At 72.2% G+C, this 18364-nt stretch carries 18 protein-coding genes; 12 read left to right on the forward strand and 6 right to left on the reverse strand.

The window, feature by feature from the left end:
• Positions 1-258 precede the first annotated feature (258 nt).
• Positions 259-1923, reverse strand: coding sequence for a urocanate hydratase (gene hutU / locus ABZX85_RS40845; protein WP_355881052.1), 1665 nt, complete (start codon positions 1921-1923; stop codon positions 259-261).
• A gap of 151 nt (positions 1924-2074) precedes the next feature.
• Here hutU and ABZX85_RS40850 point away from each other — a divergent pair, with 151 nt between their 5' ends.
• From ABZX85_RS40850 to ABZX85_RS40870, 5 genes are all read left to right on the forward strand, one after another.
• A complete protein-coding gene (locus ABZX85_RS40850) occupies positions 2075-3481 on the forward strand; it encodes a diaminopimelate decarboxylase (protein WP_355881054.1) in 1407 nt (468 codons plus the stop codon).
• 170 nt (positions 3482-3651) lie between these two features.
• Positions 3652-4047: a hypothetical protein gene (locus ABZX85_RS40855; protein WP_355881056.1), complete on the forward strand. Its 396-nt coding sequence runs from the start codon at positions 3652-3654 to the stop codon at positions 4045-4047.
• A complete protein-coding gene (locus ABZX85_RS40860; protein ID WP_355881059.1) occupies positions 4047-4844 on the forward strand; it encodes a transcriptional regulator in 798 nt (265 codons plus the stop codon). Before ABZX85_RS40855 ends, ABZX85_RS40860 begins: the two co-directional genes overlap by 1 nt.
• A gap of 34 nt (positions 4845-4878) precedes the next feature.
• Positions 4879-5403, forward strand: coding sequence for a roadblock/LC7 domain-containing protein (locus ABZX85_RS40865; RefSeq protein WP_355881062.1), 525 nt, complete (start codon positions 4879-4881; stop codon positions 5401-5403).
• A 14-nt stretch (positions 5404-5417) separates the two neighbouring features.
• The gene (locus tag ABZX85_RS40870; RefSeq protein ID WP_355881065.1) at positions 5418-5792 is read left to right on the forward strand and encodes a hypothetical protein; all 375 of its coding nucleotides are present in this window, start codon (positions 5418-5420) and stop codon (positions 5790-5792) included.
• A gap of 112 nt (positions 5793-5904) precedes the next feature.
• On the opposite strand, the gene ABZX85_RS40875 is transcribed toward ABZX85_RS40870, so the two are convergent.
• Positions 5905-6489, reverse strand: coding sequence for a hypothetical protein (locus ABZX85_RS40875; RefSeq protein WP_355881068.1), 585 nt, complete (start codon positions 6487-6489; stop codon positions 5905-5907).
• Between the two features lie 107 nt (positions 6490-6596).
• Positions 6597-7439, reverse strand: coding sequence for a MurR/RpiR family transcriptional regulator (locus ABZX85_RS40880; RefSeq protein ID WP_355881071.1), 843 nt, complete (start codon positions 7437-7439; stop codon positions 6597-6599).
• 248 nt (positions 7440-7687) lie between these two features.
• Between ABZX85_RS40880 and ABZX85_RS40885 the strand changes: the two genes are divergently transcribed.
• From ABZX85_RS40885 to ABZX85_RS40895, 3 genes are read left to right on the forward strand one after another with little or no spacing between them, the layout of a single operon-like run.
• Positions 7688-8368 carry a carbonic anhydrase gene (locus tag ABZX85_RS40885; protein WP_355881074.1) on the forward strand — a complete coding sequence of 227 codons (681 nt, stop codon included), beginning with the start codon at positions 7688-7690 and terminating at the stop codon, positions 8366-8368.
• A 46-nt stretch (positions 8369-8414) separates the two neighbouring features.
• Positions 8415-10085 (forward strand): SulP family inorganic anion transporter, encoded by a 1671-nt coding sequence (locus tag ABZX85_RS40890; RefSeq protein WP_355881077.1) that lies wholly within the window; start codon positions 8415-8417, stop codon positions 10083-10085.
• 36 nt (positions 10086-10121) lie between these two features.
• Positions 10122-10559: a hypothetical protein gene (locus tag ABZX85_RS40895; protein WP_355881080.1), complete on the forward strand. Its 438-nt coding sequence runs from the start codon at positions 10122-10124 to the stop codon at positions 10557-10559.
• On the opposite strand, the gene ABZX85_RS40900 is transcribed toward ABZX85_RS40895, so the two are convergent.
• Positions 10513-10905, reverse strand: coding sequence for a hypothetical protein (locus ABZX85_RS40900; protein ID WP_355881082.1), 393 nt, complete (start codon positions 10903-10905; stop codon positions 10513-10515). The two genes, ABZX85_RS40895 and ABZX85_RS40900, sit on opposite strands and share 47 nt — an antisense overlap.
• A gap of 380 nt (positions 10906-11285) precedes the next feature.
• A complete protein-coding gene (locus tag ABZX85_RS40905) occupies positions 11286-12674 on the reverse strand; it encodes a cystathionine beta-synthase (RefSeq protein WP_355881085.1) in 1389 nt (462 codons plus the stop codon).
• 141 nt (positions 12675-12815) lie between these two features.
• On the opposite strand from ABZX85_RS40905, the gene ABZX85_RS40910 reads away from it, so the two are divergent.
• A complete protein-coding gene (locus ABZX85_RS40910; RefSeq protein WP_355881088.1) occupies positions 12816-13853 on the forward strand; it encodes an SGNH/GDSL hydrolase family protein in 1038 nt (345 codons plus the stop codon).
• A 186-nt stretch (positions 13854-14039) separates the two neighbouring features.
• Positions 14040-14789: a maleylpyruvate isomerase family mycothiol-dependent enzyme gene (locus tag ABZX85_RS40915; protein WP_355881091.1), complete on the forward strand. Its 750-nt coding sequence runs from the start codon at positions 14040-14042 to the stop codon at positions 14787-14789.
• A 236-nt stretch (positions 14790-15025) separates the two neighbouring features.
• On the opposite strand, the gene ABZX85_RS40920 is transcribed toward ABZX85_RS40915, so the two are convergent.
• A complete protein-coding gene (locus ABZX85_RS40920) occupies positions 15026-15514 on the reverse strand; it encodes a GNAT family N-acetyltransferase (protein ID WP_355881094.1) in 489 nt (162 codons plus the stop codon).
• A gap of 225 nt (positions 15515-15739) precedes the next feature.
• Between ABZX85_RS40920 and ABZX85_RS40925 the strand changes: the two genes are divergently transcribed.
• Together ABZX85_RS40925 and ABZX85_RS40930 are read left to right on the forward strand one after the other, a co-directional pair.
• The gene (locus ABZX85_RS40925) at positions 15740-16960 is read left to right on the forward strand and encodes an acetyl-CoA C-acetyltransferase (protein ID WP_355881097.1); all 1221 of its coding nucleotides are present in this window, start codon (positions 15740-15742) and stop codon (positions 16958-16960) included.
• Positions 16961-17252: 292 nt separating this feature from the next.
• Positions 17253-18041 carry a hypothetical protein gene (locus ABZX85_RS40930; protein WP_355881099.1) on the forward strand — a complete coding sequence of 263 codons (789 nt, stop codon included), beginning with the start codon at positions 17253-17255 and terminating at the stop codon, positions 18039-18041.
• The last annotated feature ends 323 nt before the right edge of the window (positions 18042-18364 follow it).

Genomic DNA, 18364 nt, shown 5'->3' on the forward strand with positions numbered 1-18364 from the left:
GGAAGGAGGGGGGAGTGGGCAGGAGGGCAGCTTCAGCCCCCGCCGCACCAGCCCGCACCGCTCCTGCCACCGCCGCTCGGGAGGAGGGAGGCGCGGGCAGGAGGGCCGATTCAGCTCCTGCCGCACCAGCCCCCGCCGACCCGGCCTTCGGCGATCCGGCCCGCGCCACTCCGCCCTCGGCCGCTCCAGCCCGCGCCGCGCCAGCTTCCGCCGTGCCGGCCTCCACCGTTCCAGCCCCCATCGAAGAATTCCCGCCCGTCACGCGTCCCCGCCCTCACGCATCGGCACCCGCACGCCCCGCTCCTGCGCCGCCTGCTCCGCGATGTCGTACCCGGCGTCGACGTGCCGGATGACGCCCATGCCGGGGTCGTTGGTGAGGACGCGGCGGATCTTCTCGCCGGCCAGCTTCGTGCCGTCGGCCACCGTGACCTGGCCCGCGTGGATGGAGCGGCCCATGCCGACGCCGCCGCCGTGGTGGATGGAGACCCAGGACGCCCCGGAGGCCACGTTGACCATCGCGTTCAGCAGCGGCCAGTCGGCGATCGCGTCGGACCCGTCGAGCATGGCCTCGGTCTCCCGGTAGGGGGAGGCGACGGAACCGGAGTCGAGGTGGTCGCGCCCGATGGCGAGCGGCGCGGCCAGCTCCCCGCTCGCGACCATGTCGTTGAAGCGCTCGCCGGCCTTGTCGCGCTCGCCGTAGCCGAGCCAGCAGATCCGGGCGGGCAGGCCCTGGAAGTGGACGCGCTCACCGGCCATCTTGATCCAGCGGGCGAGGGATTCGTTCTCGGGGAACAGCTCCAGCATCGCCTTGTCGGTCTTGGCGATGTCGGACGCCTCTCCGGAGAGCGCGGCCCACCGGAAGGGGCCCTTGCCCTCGCAGAACAGCGGCCGGATGTAGGCGGGGACGAACCCGGGGAAGGCGAACGCCCGCTCGTACCCGGCGAGCTGGGCCTCGCCCCGGATGGAGTTGCCGTAGTCGAAGACCTCCGCGCCGGCGTCGAGGAAGCCGACCATCGCCTCGACGTGCCGGGCCATGGACTCGCGGGAGCGGGCCGTGAAGCCGGCCGGGTCCTTGGCGGCGGCGTCGGCCATGTCGGCGAAGTCGACGCCGACCGGCAGGTAGGAGAGCGGGTCGTGGGCCGAGGTCTGGTCGGTGACGATGTCGATGGGCGCGCCCTCGGCGAGCAGCTGCGGCAGCAGCTCGGCGGCGTTGCCGAGGAGGCCGATGGAGAGCGGGCGGCGGGCGTCGCGGGCCTCCACCGCCAGCCTGAGCGCCTCCGCCGGCGACTCGGCCCTGACGTCGAGGTAGCGGTGCTCGATGCGGCGTTCGATGGCGCGGGGGTCGACGTCGATACAGATCGCGACGCCGTCGTTCATGGTGACGGCGAGCGGCTGGGCGCCGCCCATCCCGCCGAGCCCGGCGGTCAGGGTGATCGTCCCGGCGAGGGTCCCGCCGAACTTCTTGGCGGCGACGGCGGCGAAGGTCTCGTAGGTGCCCTGGAGGATGCCCTGGGTGCCGATGTAGATCCAGGAACCGGCGGTCATCTGGCCGTACATGGTCAGGCCGAGCGCTTCGAGGCGGCGGAACTCCTCCCAGTTGGCCCAGTCGCCGACGAGGTTGGAGTTGGCGATGAGGACGCGCGGCGCCCACTCGTGGGTCTGCATGACGCCGACGGGCCGGCCGGACTGGACGAGCATGGTCTCGTCCTGCTTGAGACCCTGGAGCGTGCGGACCATCGCGTCGAAGGAGCGCCAGTCGCGGGCGGCCTTGCCGGTGCCGCCGTAGACGACGAGCTTGTCGGGGTGCTCGGCGACCTCGGGGTCGAGGTTGTTCTGGAGCATCCGCAGGGCAGCCTCCTGCTGCCAGCCCAGGGTGTGCAGTCCGGTGCCGCGGTGGGCTCGTACGGGCCTGGGTCCTGACATGGGCTGCCTCCTGAGGGCACGGCGCGAGTATTCCGGTTCTATTCACATCCTCGCTAGCTGAATAGAACTAGTCAATAGGGCGGGGAACCGACACACACGCCGTACGGGTGTTTGGCTGGGAGGGAGAGCACGCCCGCGCGCAGGACGGGGCATGCTCCGCTGGCGACACCGGACGACCTCGACGGGGGCTGATGTGGGGCAGACGGCGGACGGCGAGCGGGTCACGCGCCGGGACGAAGCGGTCCGGGCGGCCGTGGAACAGGGCCTGCTGGGGGCGGACACCCCGATCGTGGGGCTGCTCGACGCCGTCGGGATCAGGGAGGCGGCGGCACAGCTGCGGGCCGCGTTCGACGGCGTCGTGGCGCCCGGGACCCCCGTCCTGCACGCGTTCGCGGTGAAGGCGACCCCGCTGGTGCCGGTGCTGCGGCTGCTGCGGGAGGCCGGGATCGGGGCGGAGGTGGCGAGCCCCGGGGAGCTGGCGCTGGCCCGGGCGGCGGGGTACGGCCCCGGCGAGACCGTCCTCGACTCGCCCGCGAAGACCCCGGCGGAGCTGCGGGAGGCGCTGGCGCTGGGGATCGCGGTGAACGCCGACAACCCGCAGGAGCTGGCCCGGATCGACGCGCTCATGAGCTCGGCGCCGAGCGCCTCGCCCCTGGGGCTGCGGGTGAATCCGCAGGTCGGAGGCGGTTCCATCGAGTCGACGTCGACGGCCACCCCGACCTCGAAGTTCGGGGTGGCGCTGCGGGACGAGGGGGCGCGGGAGTGGGTGATCGGGGCGTACGAGCAGCGCCCGTGGCTGACCCGGCTGCACGCTCACACCGGCTCGCAGGGGGTGCCGCTGACGCTGCTGGCGCGCGGGGTCGCGGAGGCGTACGCGCTGGCCGAGGAGGTCAACGCGCGCGTCGGGCGGCGGCAGATCGACACCGTCGACATCGGGGGCGGGCTGCCGGTGAACTACGGCTCCGAGGAGACCGCGCCGACGTACGCGCAGTACGCGGGGCTGCTGCGGGAGGCGGTGCCGGGGCTGTTCGACGGGCGGTACGGGCTGGTCACCGAGTTCGGGCGAGCGCTGCTGGCGAAGCAGGGCACGGTCGTGGCGCGCGTCGAGTACGCCAAGAGCGCGGGCGGGCGGCGGATCGCCGTGACGCACGCGGGGGTGCAGGTGGCGGCGCGCACGGTGTACATGCCGTCCGCGTGGCCCCTCAGGATCGCCGCGTACGACGCGAAGGGCCGCGTCAAGGGCGGGCCCGAGGCGGTCCAGGACGTCGCCGGCCCCGCCTGCTTCTCGGGGGACCTGCTGGCGCGCGGGCGGACGCTGCCGTTGCTCGAACAGGGCGACTACGCCGCCGCGTTGGACACGGGCGCCTACTACTTCGCCCACCACTACGCGTACAACTCCCTCCCCCGGCCCGCCATCTACGGGTACGCGCCCGGCGCGGACGGGCGTACCGGGTTCGCGCTCGTGCGGGCGGGGCAGACGGCGGCGGAGATCCTGGCCGAGGCCGGCGGGGCGTACGCCGATGCCCTCACCACCCTGAGCACCCCCGGGCGCCCTTGACACGACCCCCTGACCAGGGGGTTCGATAGCCACGAAACCAGGCAAACTCACCCACCCTAGCTTGCCGTTGGCATTTTCCAAGTGAAAATGCCAAACGGCTCACCTGTCGCACACACGGTCTGTAGCGTCTCTCTCACTCAGCCGTACCGCTGGCAGGAGGGGAGCGAACCGTGCCCGGAATCGACGAGTGCCTGCTGGAGGCCATGCGCCTGCCCGGCGCCCGGGGCGCCGCCCTGGTCGACTGGACCAGCGGGCTCGCCCTGGGAACCGTCGGGGAGTTCCCCGGCGGCGACGCCGAGGCGGCGGCCACCGAGGCGGCCGAGGTGGCCCGGCTGGCCGCCGAACAACGGGCGTTCGCCCCCGAGGACGAGAACTCCTTCGACGACGACCCGCCCGTCGAGGACCTCATCCTCAGCAACCGCGACAGCTACCACCTCCTGCGCTTCGTCCGCACCTCCTTCGACAGCAGCGTCTTCCTCCACGTCTGGCTCACCCGCCGCGACGGCAACCTCGCCCTGGCCCGCATCCGCCTGGAGGAAATGGCCGGAAAGCTGGTACTGGGGTGATGGACTTAATGGAGGCCCTGCCCGTCCGTGAGCACCTCACCGGTGAGGTCGCCCCGCTGCTCGCGCGGCTCGCCGCCGAGGAGGCGAGCGGGGTGCTGAGCCGGGAGGGCGGGGCGCTGCATCTGGTGCGGGGGCGGGTGGCGTACGCCGAGAGCGTGTCGGCGCCGGGTCCGGACGCGCTGCTGCTGGCGCACGGCACGCTCGACGGGGACGTCTGGAAGAAGACCGTCTCGCGGCGGGGCGCCGTACAACTCCTCGTGGACGAGGGGCACTTACCTCGGGGCGCCGTCGAACTCTGCCTGCTGGGGGCGCTGTTCGACGCCGCCTACTTCGCGCTCAGCCCCGGGGACACGCCGGCCCGGTTCCGGTACGACGACACGCAGGACGAGCCCGGAGTCGTCCGGCCCGTCGAGGCGGGCGCGCTGGAGCGGGAGACCGCCCGGCGCCGGGCCCTGCTGGACCGGGTCTGGCCGGACGGCCGTACGGACGACGCGCCGCTGCGGCTCGTCGACCCGCACCCCCCGCCCCGGCTCCCGGCGCGCCGGCGGGCCGTCCTCGACCAGGTCGACGGGGACCGCACCGCCACCGACATCGCCCACCGCCTCGGGCGCCGCGCCTTCCCCACCCTGCTCGACGTCCGGCGGCTCGCGGCGGCCGGGCTCGTCACCCCTCTCGTCACCCCGAACCCCCCGCCGGCGGCCTCGACCTCACCCGTCCCCGCGCCCGGCCCGCTCCCCGACGACGACCCCCACATCACCCTGCTGAAAAGGCTCAGAGATGCGCTGGAGGCCCTTTGAGCGGCAGCGTCCGCAGGCCGAGAGGAGAGACCTGATGGTTGTTCACGAGGCCGAGATACTCGACGAGTTGAGGCGGCTGAGAGCCGGAGTCCCCCAGCTGACCGGGGCGTTGGCCGCCAGCGTCGACGGGCTCGTCCTCGCCGCCGACACCCCCGGCGTCGAACCGGAGGGCGTCGCCGCGCTCACCGCCGCCGCGCTCGGCGTCGCCGTCCGCCTCGCGGACGCCACCGGCCAGGGCGACCTGCGCGAGCTGCTCGTGCGGGGCGTGTACGGATACGTCGCCACGTACGCCGCCGGCGAGTCCGCCGTCCTGACGCTCCTCGCGCAGGACCGGGTCAACGTCGGGCGGCTGCACCTCGAAGGGCGGCGGACCGGGGCGCGGATCGGGGAGCTCGTCGACGCGGCGGCGAAGGAGAACGCCACGAAGAAGCGGGCGCCCGCTCCGGCCAGGAAGCCGGGTCCCGCCAAGTCCCCCGCCGCCGAGGGCGTACCGCTCCCCAAGCTTCCCCCGCTACCTCCCAGACCCGCGCACAACACGCGCGCCAACACAGAGAGTTGAAAGGACCGGATCACATGACCAACACCGAGACCGCCCTCAAGGAAGCGCTCGCCTCCATCGAGGGCGCCACCGCCGCCGCCCTCGTCGACTACACCAGCGGCATGGCCCTCGGCACGCTCGGCGGCAGCAAGGGCTTCGACCTCAACGTCGCCGCCGCGGGCAACACGGACGTCATCCGCGCGAAGATGCGGACGATGGAGCACCTCGGCCTCAAGGCCCAGATCGAGGACATCCTCATCACCCTCTCCGACCAGTACCACCTCATCCGGCTGATCAGCGGGCGCGGCGGGAACGGGCTGTTCCTGTACCTCGTGCTGGACGCGAAGCGGTCCAACCTGGCGATGGCCCGGCACCAGCTGAAGCGGATCGAGGAGGAGCTGGAGGTCTGAACGGCCTCCGGACCCACAGGGTCTGACGGCTCGACGATTCTGCGGCTCGGCGACTCTGCGGCTCCACGGCCGTCAAACAGGTCGCTCGACCGGTTTCAGTCGCTCGGCGCTCTCAGACCGACGCCGTGGTGCGGCGGCGCGCTCCTCCGGGGGCCGCGTCGCCCGCCGCGACGCCGGTGGAGCGGAACGCCTTCACGGCCTTGCCGGTGACACCGGCGCCCCGCGCGTTCAGCCAGTCCACCCGTACCCACAGCAAGTGCCCCTCGGCGCGTTCGCGCCTCCCGAGCCACGCCGCCTTCAGCCGCAGGCCCGCCCCGCAGCCGGCGATCAGCATCCCCGCGGCGGCGGGTACGGCGAACGCGCTGCCGATCCCGGCGGCCAGCCCCAGCAGCAGCCACCACCGGTTCCCCCGCCGCCAGTTCCGCACGGTCACGGCACGGTCCTGGAGGACGTCGTGCTTCCCGGCGCGCACGGCGCCGCGCGCGAGGGCGAGATACCGCTTACGGCGCGAGCAGGCGACGAAGGCGGCGGCGAGGATGAACAGCGCGGCCCCGCCCAGCACTCCGATCCGCCGCCCGGTGATCCCGGGCACGAGCACCCCGACCCCCGCCGCGAACACCCCGCACCACCACCACGGCCCGGCCCCCGCCCTGACGACCACCGCCACCCGAGCAAGCCCTTGCCCACCACGCACCATGCCCGCCTCCTCGTCTCCACCTGCGTACCCCTGCCGCCCGGGAAGCTACCGAGCGAACGTGAGACGAGTCTGAGAGCGGAGGGGTAAGGCTCCTGGCGGGCCGGGGGTCACTCCACGAACAGCCCCCGCGCCACCGCCCCCGCGTCGAACTCCTCAAGCCTCGCCTGCGCGTCCGGCAGGTCGTCGCACATCGCCTCCAGCAGGACCCGGCCCAGCAGCATCGGCGCGCAGGCCGTGTCGAAGGCGAGGCCCGTGCCGACGGCGGCGGGGAGGAGGAGGTCGGAGGTCTTGGCGACGGGGGCGAAGGCGGAGTCGGCGACGGTGACGACGGTGAGGCCCACGGACTTCGCGTGGACGAGGGCGTCGAGGACCTCCTTGGGGTGGCGCGGCAGCGCGAAGCACAGCAGCGCCGTCGCCCCCGCGCGGACCGCCGCGTCGATCCGGTCCTGGAGCATGCTGCCCCCCTCGTCGAGGAGGCGGATGTCGGGGTGGACCTTGGCGGCGAAGTACGAGAACCCGTACGCCTGGGAGGCGGCGGCCCGCAGCCCCAGCACGGGGAGGGGGCGGGAGGCGGCGAGGAGGCGCCCGGCACGCCGTACCGGCTCGGGGTCGGCCAGCACCTCGGCGAGATGCCGGAGGTTCTCGATCTCGGCCTCGACGGCCTGCTGATACGCGTTGTACTGCTGGGAGACGGCCGTCCGCTCGGAGGGCGCGACCTCCCGGAGATGGCGGCGCAGCGCCGGATACCCGTCGAAGCCGAGCGCCACCGCGAACCGCGTCACCGACGGCTGGCTCACCCCCGCCAGCTCCGCCAGCTCGACGCTGGACAGGAACGGCACGTCGGCCGCGCGCCGGACCATGCTGTGGGCGATCCGCCGCTGCGTCGGCGTGAGCCGGTGCCCCTCGAAGAGCGTCTGGAGCCGGGCGGCGGGGCCCTCGGTCACGCTCATCCTCTGCTCCCCCTGGCTATTCAGGCTGCCTCGTTCCTGCATGTTGTTATACACCCAGCCGACCACCCGATTTGCGGTGCCGACCCTCCTCCGCCCCCGTCAAGGGGCCGTATCGGACCGGCGATGATCTGAACACGAAAACACAAAGTGTCGTTAAACAGGCACACGCGGTGACGGATCAGGTGCATACGGTGAACGGGCCCTCCACCGAGGGCCCTTCGTACGACGTACGACCCTGAGGAAGCGTCATGCTCTCCAACCGCCGGGCCTTTCTGACGGCCACCGCCGTCGGCGCCCTGGCCACCGCCCCCGCCGCCGCGGCGGCCCCCGCCCCTCGGCAGCCCAGCCGCACCGGCCCGCCGACCACCGCCCACACCGCCCTGGACGAACTCCTCGCGGGCAACGCCCGCTACGCCGCCGGCCGCTCCAGCCACCCCCACGAGGACCGCCGCCTGCGCCGCTCCCTCGCCGGCGGCCAGCACCCGTACGCGATCGTCCTCGGCTGCATCGACTCCCGCGTCCCGCCCGAGCTGATCTTCGACCAGGGCCTCGGCGACCTCCTGTGCATAAGGACGGCGGGCCCGGTGCTGGACGAGGCGGTCCTCGGCTCCGTGCAGTACGGCGTCACCGAACTCGGCATCCCCCTCGTCCTGGTCCTCGGCCACGAGCGCTGCGGCGCGATCGCCGCCACCCTCGACCACCTGCGCACCGGCGACGACGTCCCCGGCCACCTCGAACTCCTCGTCGAGGAGATCGCCCCCGCCGCCCACCGCACCCGCGCCACCCCCGGCGACTGGGCCGAGCACACCATGACCGCCCACACCACCTGGGTCCGCGACGCCATCCGCACGGACCCGGCGTTCGCCGAGGCCCAGGTGACGGCGGCGAGGTTCGACCTGGACACGGGCGTGGTGTCGCTGTTGCCGTGAAGCGAACCGTCCGGCCCGGCCCCGACCTCGTAGAGAAACGCGTCCGATGAACAGCCTCCCCACCCCCACCCTCGCCGACCTCCGCTCCCTCACCCACGAACCCCGCCGCAACCTCCTGTGCGGGCTGACCGTCGCCGTCGTCGCCCTCCCCCTCGCCCTCGGCTTCGGCGTCAGCTCCGGCCTCGGCGCCGCCTCCGGGCTGGCCACCGCGATCGTCGCCGGCGCCCTCGCCGCCCTCTTCGGCGGCAGCGCCCGCCAGGTCTCCGGCCCGACCGGCGCCATGACCGTCGTCCTCGTCCCGATCGTCCACCACCACGGCCCCACCGGCGTCCTCACGGTCGGCCTCCTCGCGGGCCTGATCCTCCTGGCCCTCTCCTTCACCGGAGCGGGCACGGCGATCTCGTACGTCCCCGCCCCGGTCATCGCCGGCTTCACGGTGGGCATCGCCGCGGTCATCGCCCTCCAACAGATCCCGAACGCCCTGGGCGTACCCCTGCCACACGGCGAACAGGTGGCACTGGTCGCGGCAAGAGCGACAGAGGACTTCGGGACGACCCCACACTGGCCGGCGCTGCTGCTGTCGACGGGGTCGGCGTTGCTGGTACTGGCGGGGGCCCGCTGGAAGCCGGCGGTCCCGTTCTCGCTGGCGGCGGTGGCGGCGGCAACGGGAGTGGCGGAGCTACTGCACCTGGATGTGGGGAGAATCGGCACCCTCCCGTCGTCCCTACCGCTCCCGTCCCTGTCCTTCCTGGACGTATCCCGCATCCCGACTCTCCTGCCCTCTGCGGTAGCGGTGGCGGCCTTGGCCGCACTGGAATCTCTGCTCTCTGCATCGGTAGCAGACCGAATGTCGGCAAACCGGCGTCCGGAAGGGTCTGCCAGGGGCGCGGGGCTGTGTTCATCTGCGGCTCCGCCGCGGGGCGCGACCAGCCACAACGAGCCCGCACCCACCCACAACCCCTCCAAAGAACTCTTCGGCCAGGGCATCGCCAACCTCGCAGCCCCCCTCTTCGGCGGCGTCCCCGCCACCGGCGCCATCGCCCGCACAGCGGTGAACGTGAGAACCGGCGCCACCTCCCGCCTCGCGGCCCTCACCCACGCCGCGATCCTCGCCGGCATCGTCGCCGCAGCCGCCCCCCTCGTCGCCCGCATCCCCCTCGCCGCCCTCGCAGGAGTCCTCCTCGCGACAGCGATCCGCATGGTGGAGGCGGGCCCGGTCCGGGCGATGGCGAGGGCGACGAAGGGCGACGCCCTCGTCCTCGTCCTCACCGCAGCCTCCACCCTCGCCCTGGACCTCGTCCGAGCCGTCCTCATCGGCCTCGCCGTCTCCGTCGTACTCGCCCTGCGCGCCGCCGCGACGAACACCCGCCTCACCCCGGCCGCCGTGAACGAACTCCCCGGCGCCGGATCGGTCAGCTTCCGCTACGACGGCCCCCTCCTCTTCGCCGGCGCCGACCGCCTGCGCCGCGCCCTCACGGACGTGGCGGGGGTGAACGCCGTCGAGCTGAGGCTGTCGGGGCTGACGGCGGTGGACGCGACGGGCGCGCTCGCGCTGAAGGAGGCGGTCGGGGAGCTGCGCGGCCGGGGCGTGGACGTACGCCTGAGCGACGTGGACCCCGCGCACCGCCACACCCTGGAGTCCGTGGGGGTCCTCCCGGAGAGCCCCCGCCCGAAGAGGGGGGCTATCCCCCGTGCGGCGGGGGTCCCGGCTCCTTAGCCTGGAAGAGGTTTCAGGGGATCAGAGGAGACGACGATGACAGCGGGCCGGGACACCGAACTGAAGAAGGAGCTCGACGCGACGCTGCACGCGCGCAGGGAGCTGGGTGAGGAGTACGACTCGGCGCTGGTCGAGTCGTTCCTGGAGAAGGTGGACCAGCGGATCGACGGGGCGGTGGAGCGCCGGGTGCGCCGGCAGTTCGCCGAGCAGCAGATGTCCGCGGCCCGCGACGCCCGCAACCCCGGCGCCGCCGACTCCTGGGGCGAGCGCTTCGGCATCGGCATCGTCACGCTCGTCCTCGCGATCCCCCTCTCGGCGATCGGCGTCGTCAACGCGGGGCTGCCCGGCCTCTTCGTCACCTGGGCCGGCATCGTCGGCGTCAACGCGGTGCACGCGTTCCGGAGCACCCCAGGACTGCTGGACGCGCTCAGGGGGCGCCGGAAGAAGAACGACGAGGACCGCTGGGAGGACTGAACCCCCCGCACAGATAGTCCTCCAGCTCGGCCGCCCCCGAGTTCAGGTGCGCCGACACCTCCGCGAACACCGCCACCGGCACCCGAAGCGTCGCCCCCACGAGATCCTCCAGATCGAGGGCCAGCAACGGATACTCCGGCCCGCGCTGCGCGAGCGCGTCCGCGAGAAAGACGTGATGCAGGTCCTCCCCGAGCAACTCAGGGACGCCGACCCCGTCGTACCGCCGGTCGTCCACACACGTCGCCTCCACCCCCAGCACCTCCCGCAACGCCTCCCACGCGACATCGTCCGAGAAGTCGGTCCGCAGAACGAGCGAGGTGAGGCCGTTGGGCCGGGGAAGGGGCATACGCACATGGTCGCAGTGACCGTCGTCCCCCGGAAAAGAGTTATGCGCGGGGACCGCCGCACCCCCGATTAGGGGGGCGGGACGACGGCGGTCCCCGCGAGGGACGCGGGCTAGGCCCTGCGTCCGTGGCGTCTGTGGAGGTCCGGGAGCCGCTCCGGAGGTCCGTGACGCCGTTTTGGTTGCCGGTTCGGCGGGGAGCCGCTCCCGCCTGCCGACACCCACTAATGTGCCGGACTCGTGTTAAGCGAGTGCTGCGTGGACGTGACGCGCTCGTACCACTTCCGCGAAGTCCACCAAATGACTAGGCAAAGGGAACTTCGACGGAGGAACCGGGAGTTCACCGCAGGTTTCCCCGCGGTGCACCCCCGACGCCGTCCGACTTACTTGCCGCCCTTCGCGAGGAACGCCAGCAGGTCCTGCCGGCTGACGACCCCCTTCGGCTTCCCCTCGACGAGGACGATCGCCGCGTCCGCCTCCCCCAGCACCGACATCAGGTCCCCGACCGGCTCCCCGGAGCCGACCTGCGGCAGCGGCGCGGACATGTGCTTCTCCAGCGGGTCGACGAGGGACGCCCGGTTGTTGAACAGCGCGTCCAGCAGCTCCCGCTCGACGACCGACCCGACGACCTCCGCCGCCATCACGTCCGGATGCCCGGCCCCCGGCTTCACGACCGGCATCTGCGAGACCCCGTACTCCCGCAGCACCTCGATCGCCTCCCCGACGGTTTCCTCGGGGTGCATGTGTACGAGCGAGGGGATCGCCCCGTGCTCCTTGTCGTTCAGGACGTCACCGACACGCGCGCTCGGCCCCTCGTCCTCCAGGAAGCCGTAGTCCGCCATCCACTCGTCGTTGAAGATCTTCGAGAGGTACCCGCGCCCGCTGTCCGGCAGCAGGACGACGACGACATCGTCCGGACCCAGCCGCTCGGCGACCCGCAGCGCGCCGACGACGGCCATCCCGCAGGACCCGCCGACGAGCAGCCCCTCCTCCTTGGCGAGGCGGCGCGTCATCTGGAAGGAGTCCTTGTCGGAGACGGCGACGATCTCGTCGGCGACGGTCCGGTCGTAGGCGGTCGGCCAGAAGTCCTCCCCGACGCCCTCGACCAGGTACGGCCGTCCCGAGCCGCCCGAGTACACCGAGCCCTCCGGGTCCGCGCCGATGACCTGGACCTTGCCGTCACTCGCGTCCTTCAGGTACCGGCCGGTCCCGGAGATCGTGCCGCCCGTGCCGACGCCGGCGACGAAGTGCGTGATCTTCCCCTCCGTCTGCTCCCACAGCTCCGGGCCGGTGGAGTGGTAGTGCGACAGCGGGTTGTTCGGGTTGGAGTACTGGTCCGGCTTCCACGCGCCGGGCGTCTCACGGACGAGCCGGTCGGAGACGTTGTAGTACGAGTCCGGGTGCTCCGGGTCGACGGCCGTGGGGCAGACGACGACCTCGGCGCCGTACGCCCGCAGCACGTTGATCTTGTCGGTGCTGACCTTGTCGGGGCACACGAAGATGCACTTGTACCCCTTCTGCTGGGCCACGATCGCGAGGCCCACGCCGGTGTTCCCGCTGGTCGGCTCGACGATCGTGCCACCCGGCTGGAGCGCCCCGCTCTGTTCCGCCGCCTCGATCATCCGCAGCGCGATGCGGTCCTTCACGCTGCCGCCGGGGTTGAAGTACTCCACCTTCGCCAGGACGGTCGCCTGGATGCCCTTGGTGACGCTGTTGAGCCTGAGCAGCGGGGTGTTGCCGACGAGGCTGATCATCGAGTCGTGGAATTGCACCGTTGTCTCCGGTTGCTTGCAAAAAACGTGGTGGTGATGGTTCCGCCAGCCTAAGGCTCGTTCACTCCCAGGGGAGATTGGCCGGTGGTGCGTACGGGGCAAGGAGAGGTTGTACGGCGACGAGGGAGGTGGCGGCGAGGTATGACCAGCATGTCGAGGGCACGGGTGGCCCGGCGTATCGCGGCGGGCGCGGCTTATGGCGGCGGCGGGATCGGGCTGGCCGGGGCGGCGGCCGTGGGGCTGCTCCTCGCGGAGGCGCAGTGGGCGCGCCGCCATGTGGAACACAGCGGCTCCGCGCGGGTCCCGCAGGCGGACGGCCTGTACGGGGCCGGCTACGCGGCGTCGGGCTCCGGCTCGGGCTCGGGCTCGGGCTCGGGTGAGGAACCGCTGCGTTTCGTGCTCCTCGGGGACTCCACGGCCGCGGGCCAGGGGGTGCACCGGGCCTCCCAGACGCCGGGCGCGCTGCTCGCCTCGGGACTGGCCGCCGTCGCGGAACGCCCGGTGCTGCTGCGCAACGTCTCCCTCCCCGGCGCCCAGTCCGACGACCTCGACCGGCAGGTCGCCCTCGTCCTCGGCTCGGCCGAACAGGTGCCGGACATCTGCGTGATCATCGTCGGCGCGAACGACGTCACGCACCGCATGCCGGCGACCCGCTCCGTCCGCCACCTCTCCTCGGCGGTGCGGCGGCTGCGGACGACCGGTGCGGAGGTCGTCGTCGGCACGTGTCCCGACCTCGGCACGATCGAGCCGGTCGGGCAGCCGTTGCGCTGGCTGGCCCGCCGGGCGTCCCGCCAATTGGCGGCGGCGCAGACGATCGGCGCGGTCGAGCAGGGCGGCCGTACGGTCTCGCTGGGCGACCTGCTGGGCCCCGAGTTCGAGGCCAACCCGCGTGAGCTGTTCGGTCCCGACCACTACCACCCCTCGGCCGAGGGGTACGCGACCGCCGCCATGGCCGTCCTCCCCACCCTCTGCGCCGCCCTGGGCCTCTGGCCGTCCGAGGAGGAGCGCCCCGACGTCTCCCGCCGCGAGGGCTTCCTCCCGGTCGCCCGCGCGGCTGCGGAGGCGGCGGCCGAGGCGGGAACGGAGGTGACGGCGGCGATGCCTACGGGGCCTCGGGGGCCGTGGGCGCTGCTGAAGCGACGGAGGAGGAGGCTGCCGCAGGCGGCGGCTACTTCTTGAGGGGGGTGTGGGCGCCGGGAGGGGGTGTGGGTGGGTTCTGGGGGTGGGGGCCAGGGTGCGGGGGGGGCGGGTGCGGGTCCGGGGTGCGGGGGGGCGGGTGCGGGTGCGGGTGCGGGTTCGGGGTGCGGGATTCGGGGGTCGGAAAATCGTTGTCCGGTTTCCGTGTATCGGTGGTAGACAGCCGACATGTACACGCCCCTGGCCTTTCCCGACCTGCTGCGCCTGATCGACGAGCGGTCCGCCGCGTTCCGTGCCGTCGTCGACTCCGCGCCCGATCTCGGCGTACGCGTCCCGTCCTGCCCGGACTGGAACCTGGCCGAGCTGGCCCACCACATCGGGGAGGGGCGGCGGAGGTGGGCCCTGACCGTCGCCGCCGGGCCCGCGGACGGTCCCGCACAGGTCACCGCCGAGCTGCCCGAGGGGCGTGCGGCCGTCTCCGAGTGGCTGGCCGAGTCCTCCCGGCTGCTGGTGGACGCGCTGCGGGAGGCCGGGCCCGAGCAGGAGTGCTGGACCTGGTGGGGGGATTCGCAGTCGCCGCGGAACGTGGGGGCGGTGGCTCGGCATCAGCTTCAGCAGATGGCGGTGCACACGTACGACGCGCAGCTTGCTGTGGGGCGGGCCGAGCCGTTGGGTGCGGAGATCGCCGTGGACGGGGTGGATGAGTTCCTTACGACGTGCTGTGCGACCAGTTCGCCCTGGCCGCATGCGCCGGCCGATGTCGAGTTCCGGGTTCGGGAGGGGGGTGTGTGGAGGCTGGCGTTGTCCGGTGAGGGGGCTCGGGTTGTGGGGGTTGGGGGGACTGCGGCGACCATGACTGTGACGGGGAGTGCGAGTCAGGTGGTGTTGGGGTTGTACGGGAGGGTGGGGGTGGGGGAGTTGGAGGTTGGTGGGGAGAGTGCGGTGTTTGGGTTGATGGCTGAGTGGGAGCCGGAGTAGGGGGGTTGGGGCTTTAGCTGGGCTGCGTTGAGGGGTGATTTTTGCTGGGCGTTGGCTGGATAGCTGGCGCGGGGCTGGACATTGGCTCTTTCGCCTACGGGGCGCCTTAGTCGGTGTCGAGCGGGCCGACGTGCTCAGCCCTTCGGGCCTGCGCGCGACGGCCCGCTCGACACCGACGCGCCCCTTCGGCTCCTTCGCGGCCGGTGGCCGGAGACCTTGTGGGCGTTGGTGGGCACTTACCGGGTGTTGGTGGGCTTTGTGTGGGCCGTGTTGAAAGAGATCCAGGTGTCTGGGGCTTCGCGGTGTTCTTCTGTCCAGTGGGTGCCTGCTGCGGCTGTCGCTACCCTGCGCCAGAAGGTGGCCGCCTTGGTGTTCGTTTCCTGGAACGGGATTTCCCAGGGGCCGGGGTGGCGGGTTATTACCTCCAGGGCCGTCTTCAGGCCGTGCCCTCTGCGGCGGGCGGCTCTCACCACGAAGAACGTGTTCATCACCGCTGTGGGGCCGTCCAGGCCGCGGACGAAGGCCATGCCTGTGGGGCGGTTGTCCAGGGTGAGGAGGTAGGGGGACCAGCCTGGGTCCTGGAAGGCCGAGTCGACGCGTTCGCTGCGGAAGGTGCCGTCCTCGAAGGGAAGGGTGTTGTGGAACTCGGAGAGGTCGTGGCGGAACATCAGCCAGAGGCGGTCTATGGTCGGGCGGTCGGTGGGGGTGGCGGGGCGTAGGTGCATTTCGGGCCTCTCCGTAGGGGTTCGGGGCACGAAAAAAGCCTCCTCGGCGGGGAAGTCCGGCCGGGAGGCTTGCTACGGGGTAACCATAGCAGTCGACCCCCTCCCGGCCCCAAGCAAGCGCTTAGACAATTGCGGTCAGGGTCACACCGCCATCCCCGTGACCGAGGCCATACGGCCGGGTAACTTCCAATCACCAGCTGATCCGCGAACGCCAATGGAGCCGTGATGCCCGAAGCCGTGATCGTCTCGACCGCCCGCTCCCCCATCGGCCGCGCCAACAAGGGCTCTCTCAAGGACCTGCGGCCGGACGACCTGACCGCGACGATCATCCAGGCCGCGCTGGCGAAGGTCCCCGAGCTGGACCCGCGGGACATCGACGACCTGATGCTGGGCTGTGGCCTGCCGGGCGGTGAGCAGGGGTACAACCTGGGGCGGATCGTGGCCGTGCAGATGGGCATGGACCACCTGCCGGGGTGCACGATCACCCGTTACTGTTCGTCCTCGCTCCAGACCAGCCGGATGGCGCTGCACGCGATCAAGGCGGGCGAGGGGGACGTCTTCATCTCGGCCGGTGTCGAGATGGTCTCCCGGTACCGCAAGGGCAGCTCGGACGGGCTCCCGGACACCACCAACCCTCTCTTCGCCGAGGCGCAGGCGCGGACCGCGGAGGTCGCCCAGTCGACCGGCTCGTCCTGGCACGACCCGCGTGAGGACGGCCTCGTACCCGACCCCTACATCGCGATGGGGCAGACGGCGGAGAACCTGGCCCGGGTGAAGGGCGTGACCCGGCGGGACATGGACGAGTTCGGGGTGCGGTCGCAGAACCTCGCCGAGGAAGCGATCAAGAAGGGCTTCTGGGAGCGGGAGATCACTCCGGTGACGCTGCCGGACGGCACGGTCGTCTCGCAGGACGACGGTCCGCGCGCCGGGGTGACGCTGGAGGGCGTGGAAGGGCTGAAGCCGGTGTTCCGGCCCGACGGTCTCGTCACCGCGGGGAACTGCTGCCCGCTGAACGACGGTGCCGCCGCCGTCGTCATCATGTCCGACACCAAGGCCCGTGAGCTGGGGCTCACCCCGCTCGCCAGGATCGTCTCCACCGGGGTCTCCGGGCTCTCCCCCGAGATCATGGGGCTCGGGCCGGTCGAGGCCAGCAAGCAGGCGCTGAAGCGCGCGGGGCTCGGCATCGGGGACATCGACCTCGTCGAGATCAACGAGGCGTTCGCGGCGCAGGTGATCCCCTCCTACCGCGACCTCGGCATCGACCTGGACCGGCTGAACGTGAACGGTGGCGCCATCGCCGTCGGCCACCCCTTCGGGATGACCGGCGCGCGGATCACCGGCACGCTGATCAACTCCCTCCAGTTCCACGACAAGCAGTTCGGTCTGGAGACGATGTGCGTGGGCGGCGGTCAGGGCATGGCGATGGTCATCGAGCGCCTCAGCTGACGCCGGGGGACGGTTTTCGACGGCCCTGAGTAACCGTCACGGCACCTGAAGTCACCGATCGGCCCGGAGTGCGGGAACCACCCGAACTCCGGGCCGATTTGTGATCCAATCTCCCCCAGGATGTGACCTATCTCCCTGACCACCGCAATTCCCCAGCTCAGGGCCGTTCCACCCACTCTCTCCGGGCCCAAAGTCCTGTCCGTTTCGTGACGTTACGCACTGACAGTGGGAGAGTCCGCCCGCCAAGCTGAGGTAGGAAGTCGGGGGTCGACTTTGAACCGGGAGTACGTCAGTGAGCGCCTTGCCGATCGCCCTGCTGGTCACCACGGCCGCCACCGGCGCCGTGGGTGTCGCCGTCCTGCGCACCCTGCTGGCCCTGCGCCGCCAGGTGAAGGCGCTGAGCGACCAGCTCACCGAGAACCACGCCAGCCTCGCCCACGGTCTCGTACCCGCCGCGCGCAGCTCCGACACCGACGGGATACGCGCCGCCGTCGCGGAGGCGCTCGCGGAGGAGCGGGAGCGGGAGCTGGCGGAGGCCCGCGCGTTCTGGGCCGCCCAGGAGGCGCGTGACGTCTCCGACGCGCCCTCGCTGCTCGGGCTCCCCGACAGCGAGCTGTTCCTCCCCCGGCAGAGCGACTTCGCCGGCCTGGAGCCGGTCGGCGAACTCCCCCTGGACGCCGACGAGCTGTCCACCGGCTCCGGCGACTCCCCCGAACTCGCCGCCGCCCGCCGCCGCCACCCCTCCCACCCCGACTTCGTCCCCGTCCAGTCACCCGTCATGGGCGACCACGAACGCACGGTGAGCACGCTGGAGGAGCTGGCCGCGGGCCGCATCGAACTGACCGACGTCCGCCCCGGCCCCCTCGGCACCCTCGACGTCTACGTCTTCGCCGACGGCACGACCCTCTGCATGACCCCGGGCCACCGCGAAACCGCCGAACGCCTGGCCACCGCCCTAACCGCCGGCCACGCCCCCATCCTCCTCGGCGGCTCCGGCATCTCCGGCGCCTACACCCTCACATTCGAGTGCGGCGAGGAGACGGTGTACATCCTGGCGGACAGGGTCATAGCGAGCCTGTAGAGGGACGGGGAGGGGGCTTCGTCCCGGCGCACTCAGACACTCCGGCTGGGCGGCTGGGCGGCTGGGCGGCTGGGCGGCTGGGCGGCTGGGCGGCTGGGCGGCTGGGCGAGGGTTTCGCTTTCAGGGCCACGGGGGCAAGGCGGGCTTGCGGCTGACGGCGAGGGTCGGGGCTTGGGCCTTTGAGGGGCGCGGAGGCGGGACAGCTCGCAACTGACGCCGAGGGCGAGATTTTCGCTTTGAGGCGCGCGGAAGCAAGGGGCGCGCTCTCAGTCGACGGCAACCAGCTCTTTCAGGCGCGCACAAGCAGAGCGGCACACTGGCAA

The organism is Streptomyces sp. NPDC004539 (assembly GCF_040610055.1).
GTDB lineage: Bacteria > Actinomycetota > Actinomycetes > Streptomycetales > Streptomycetaceae > Streptomyces.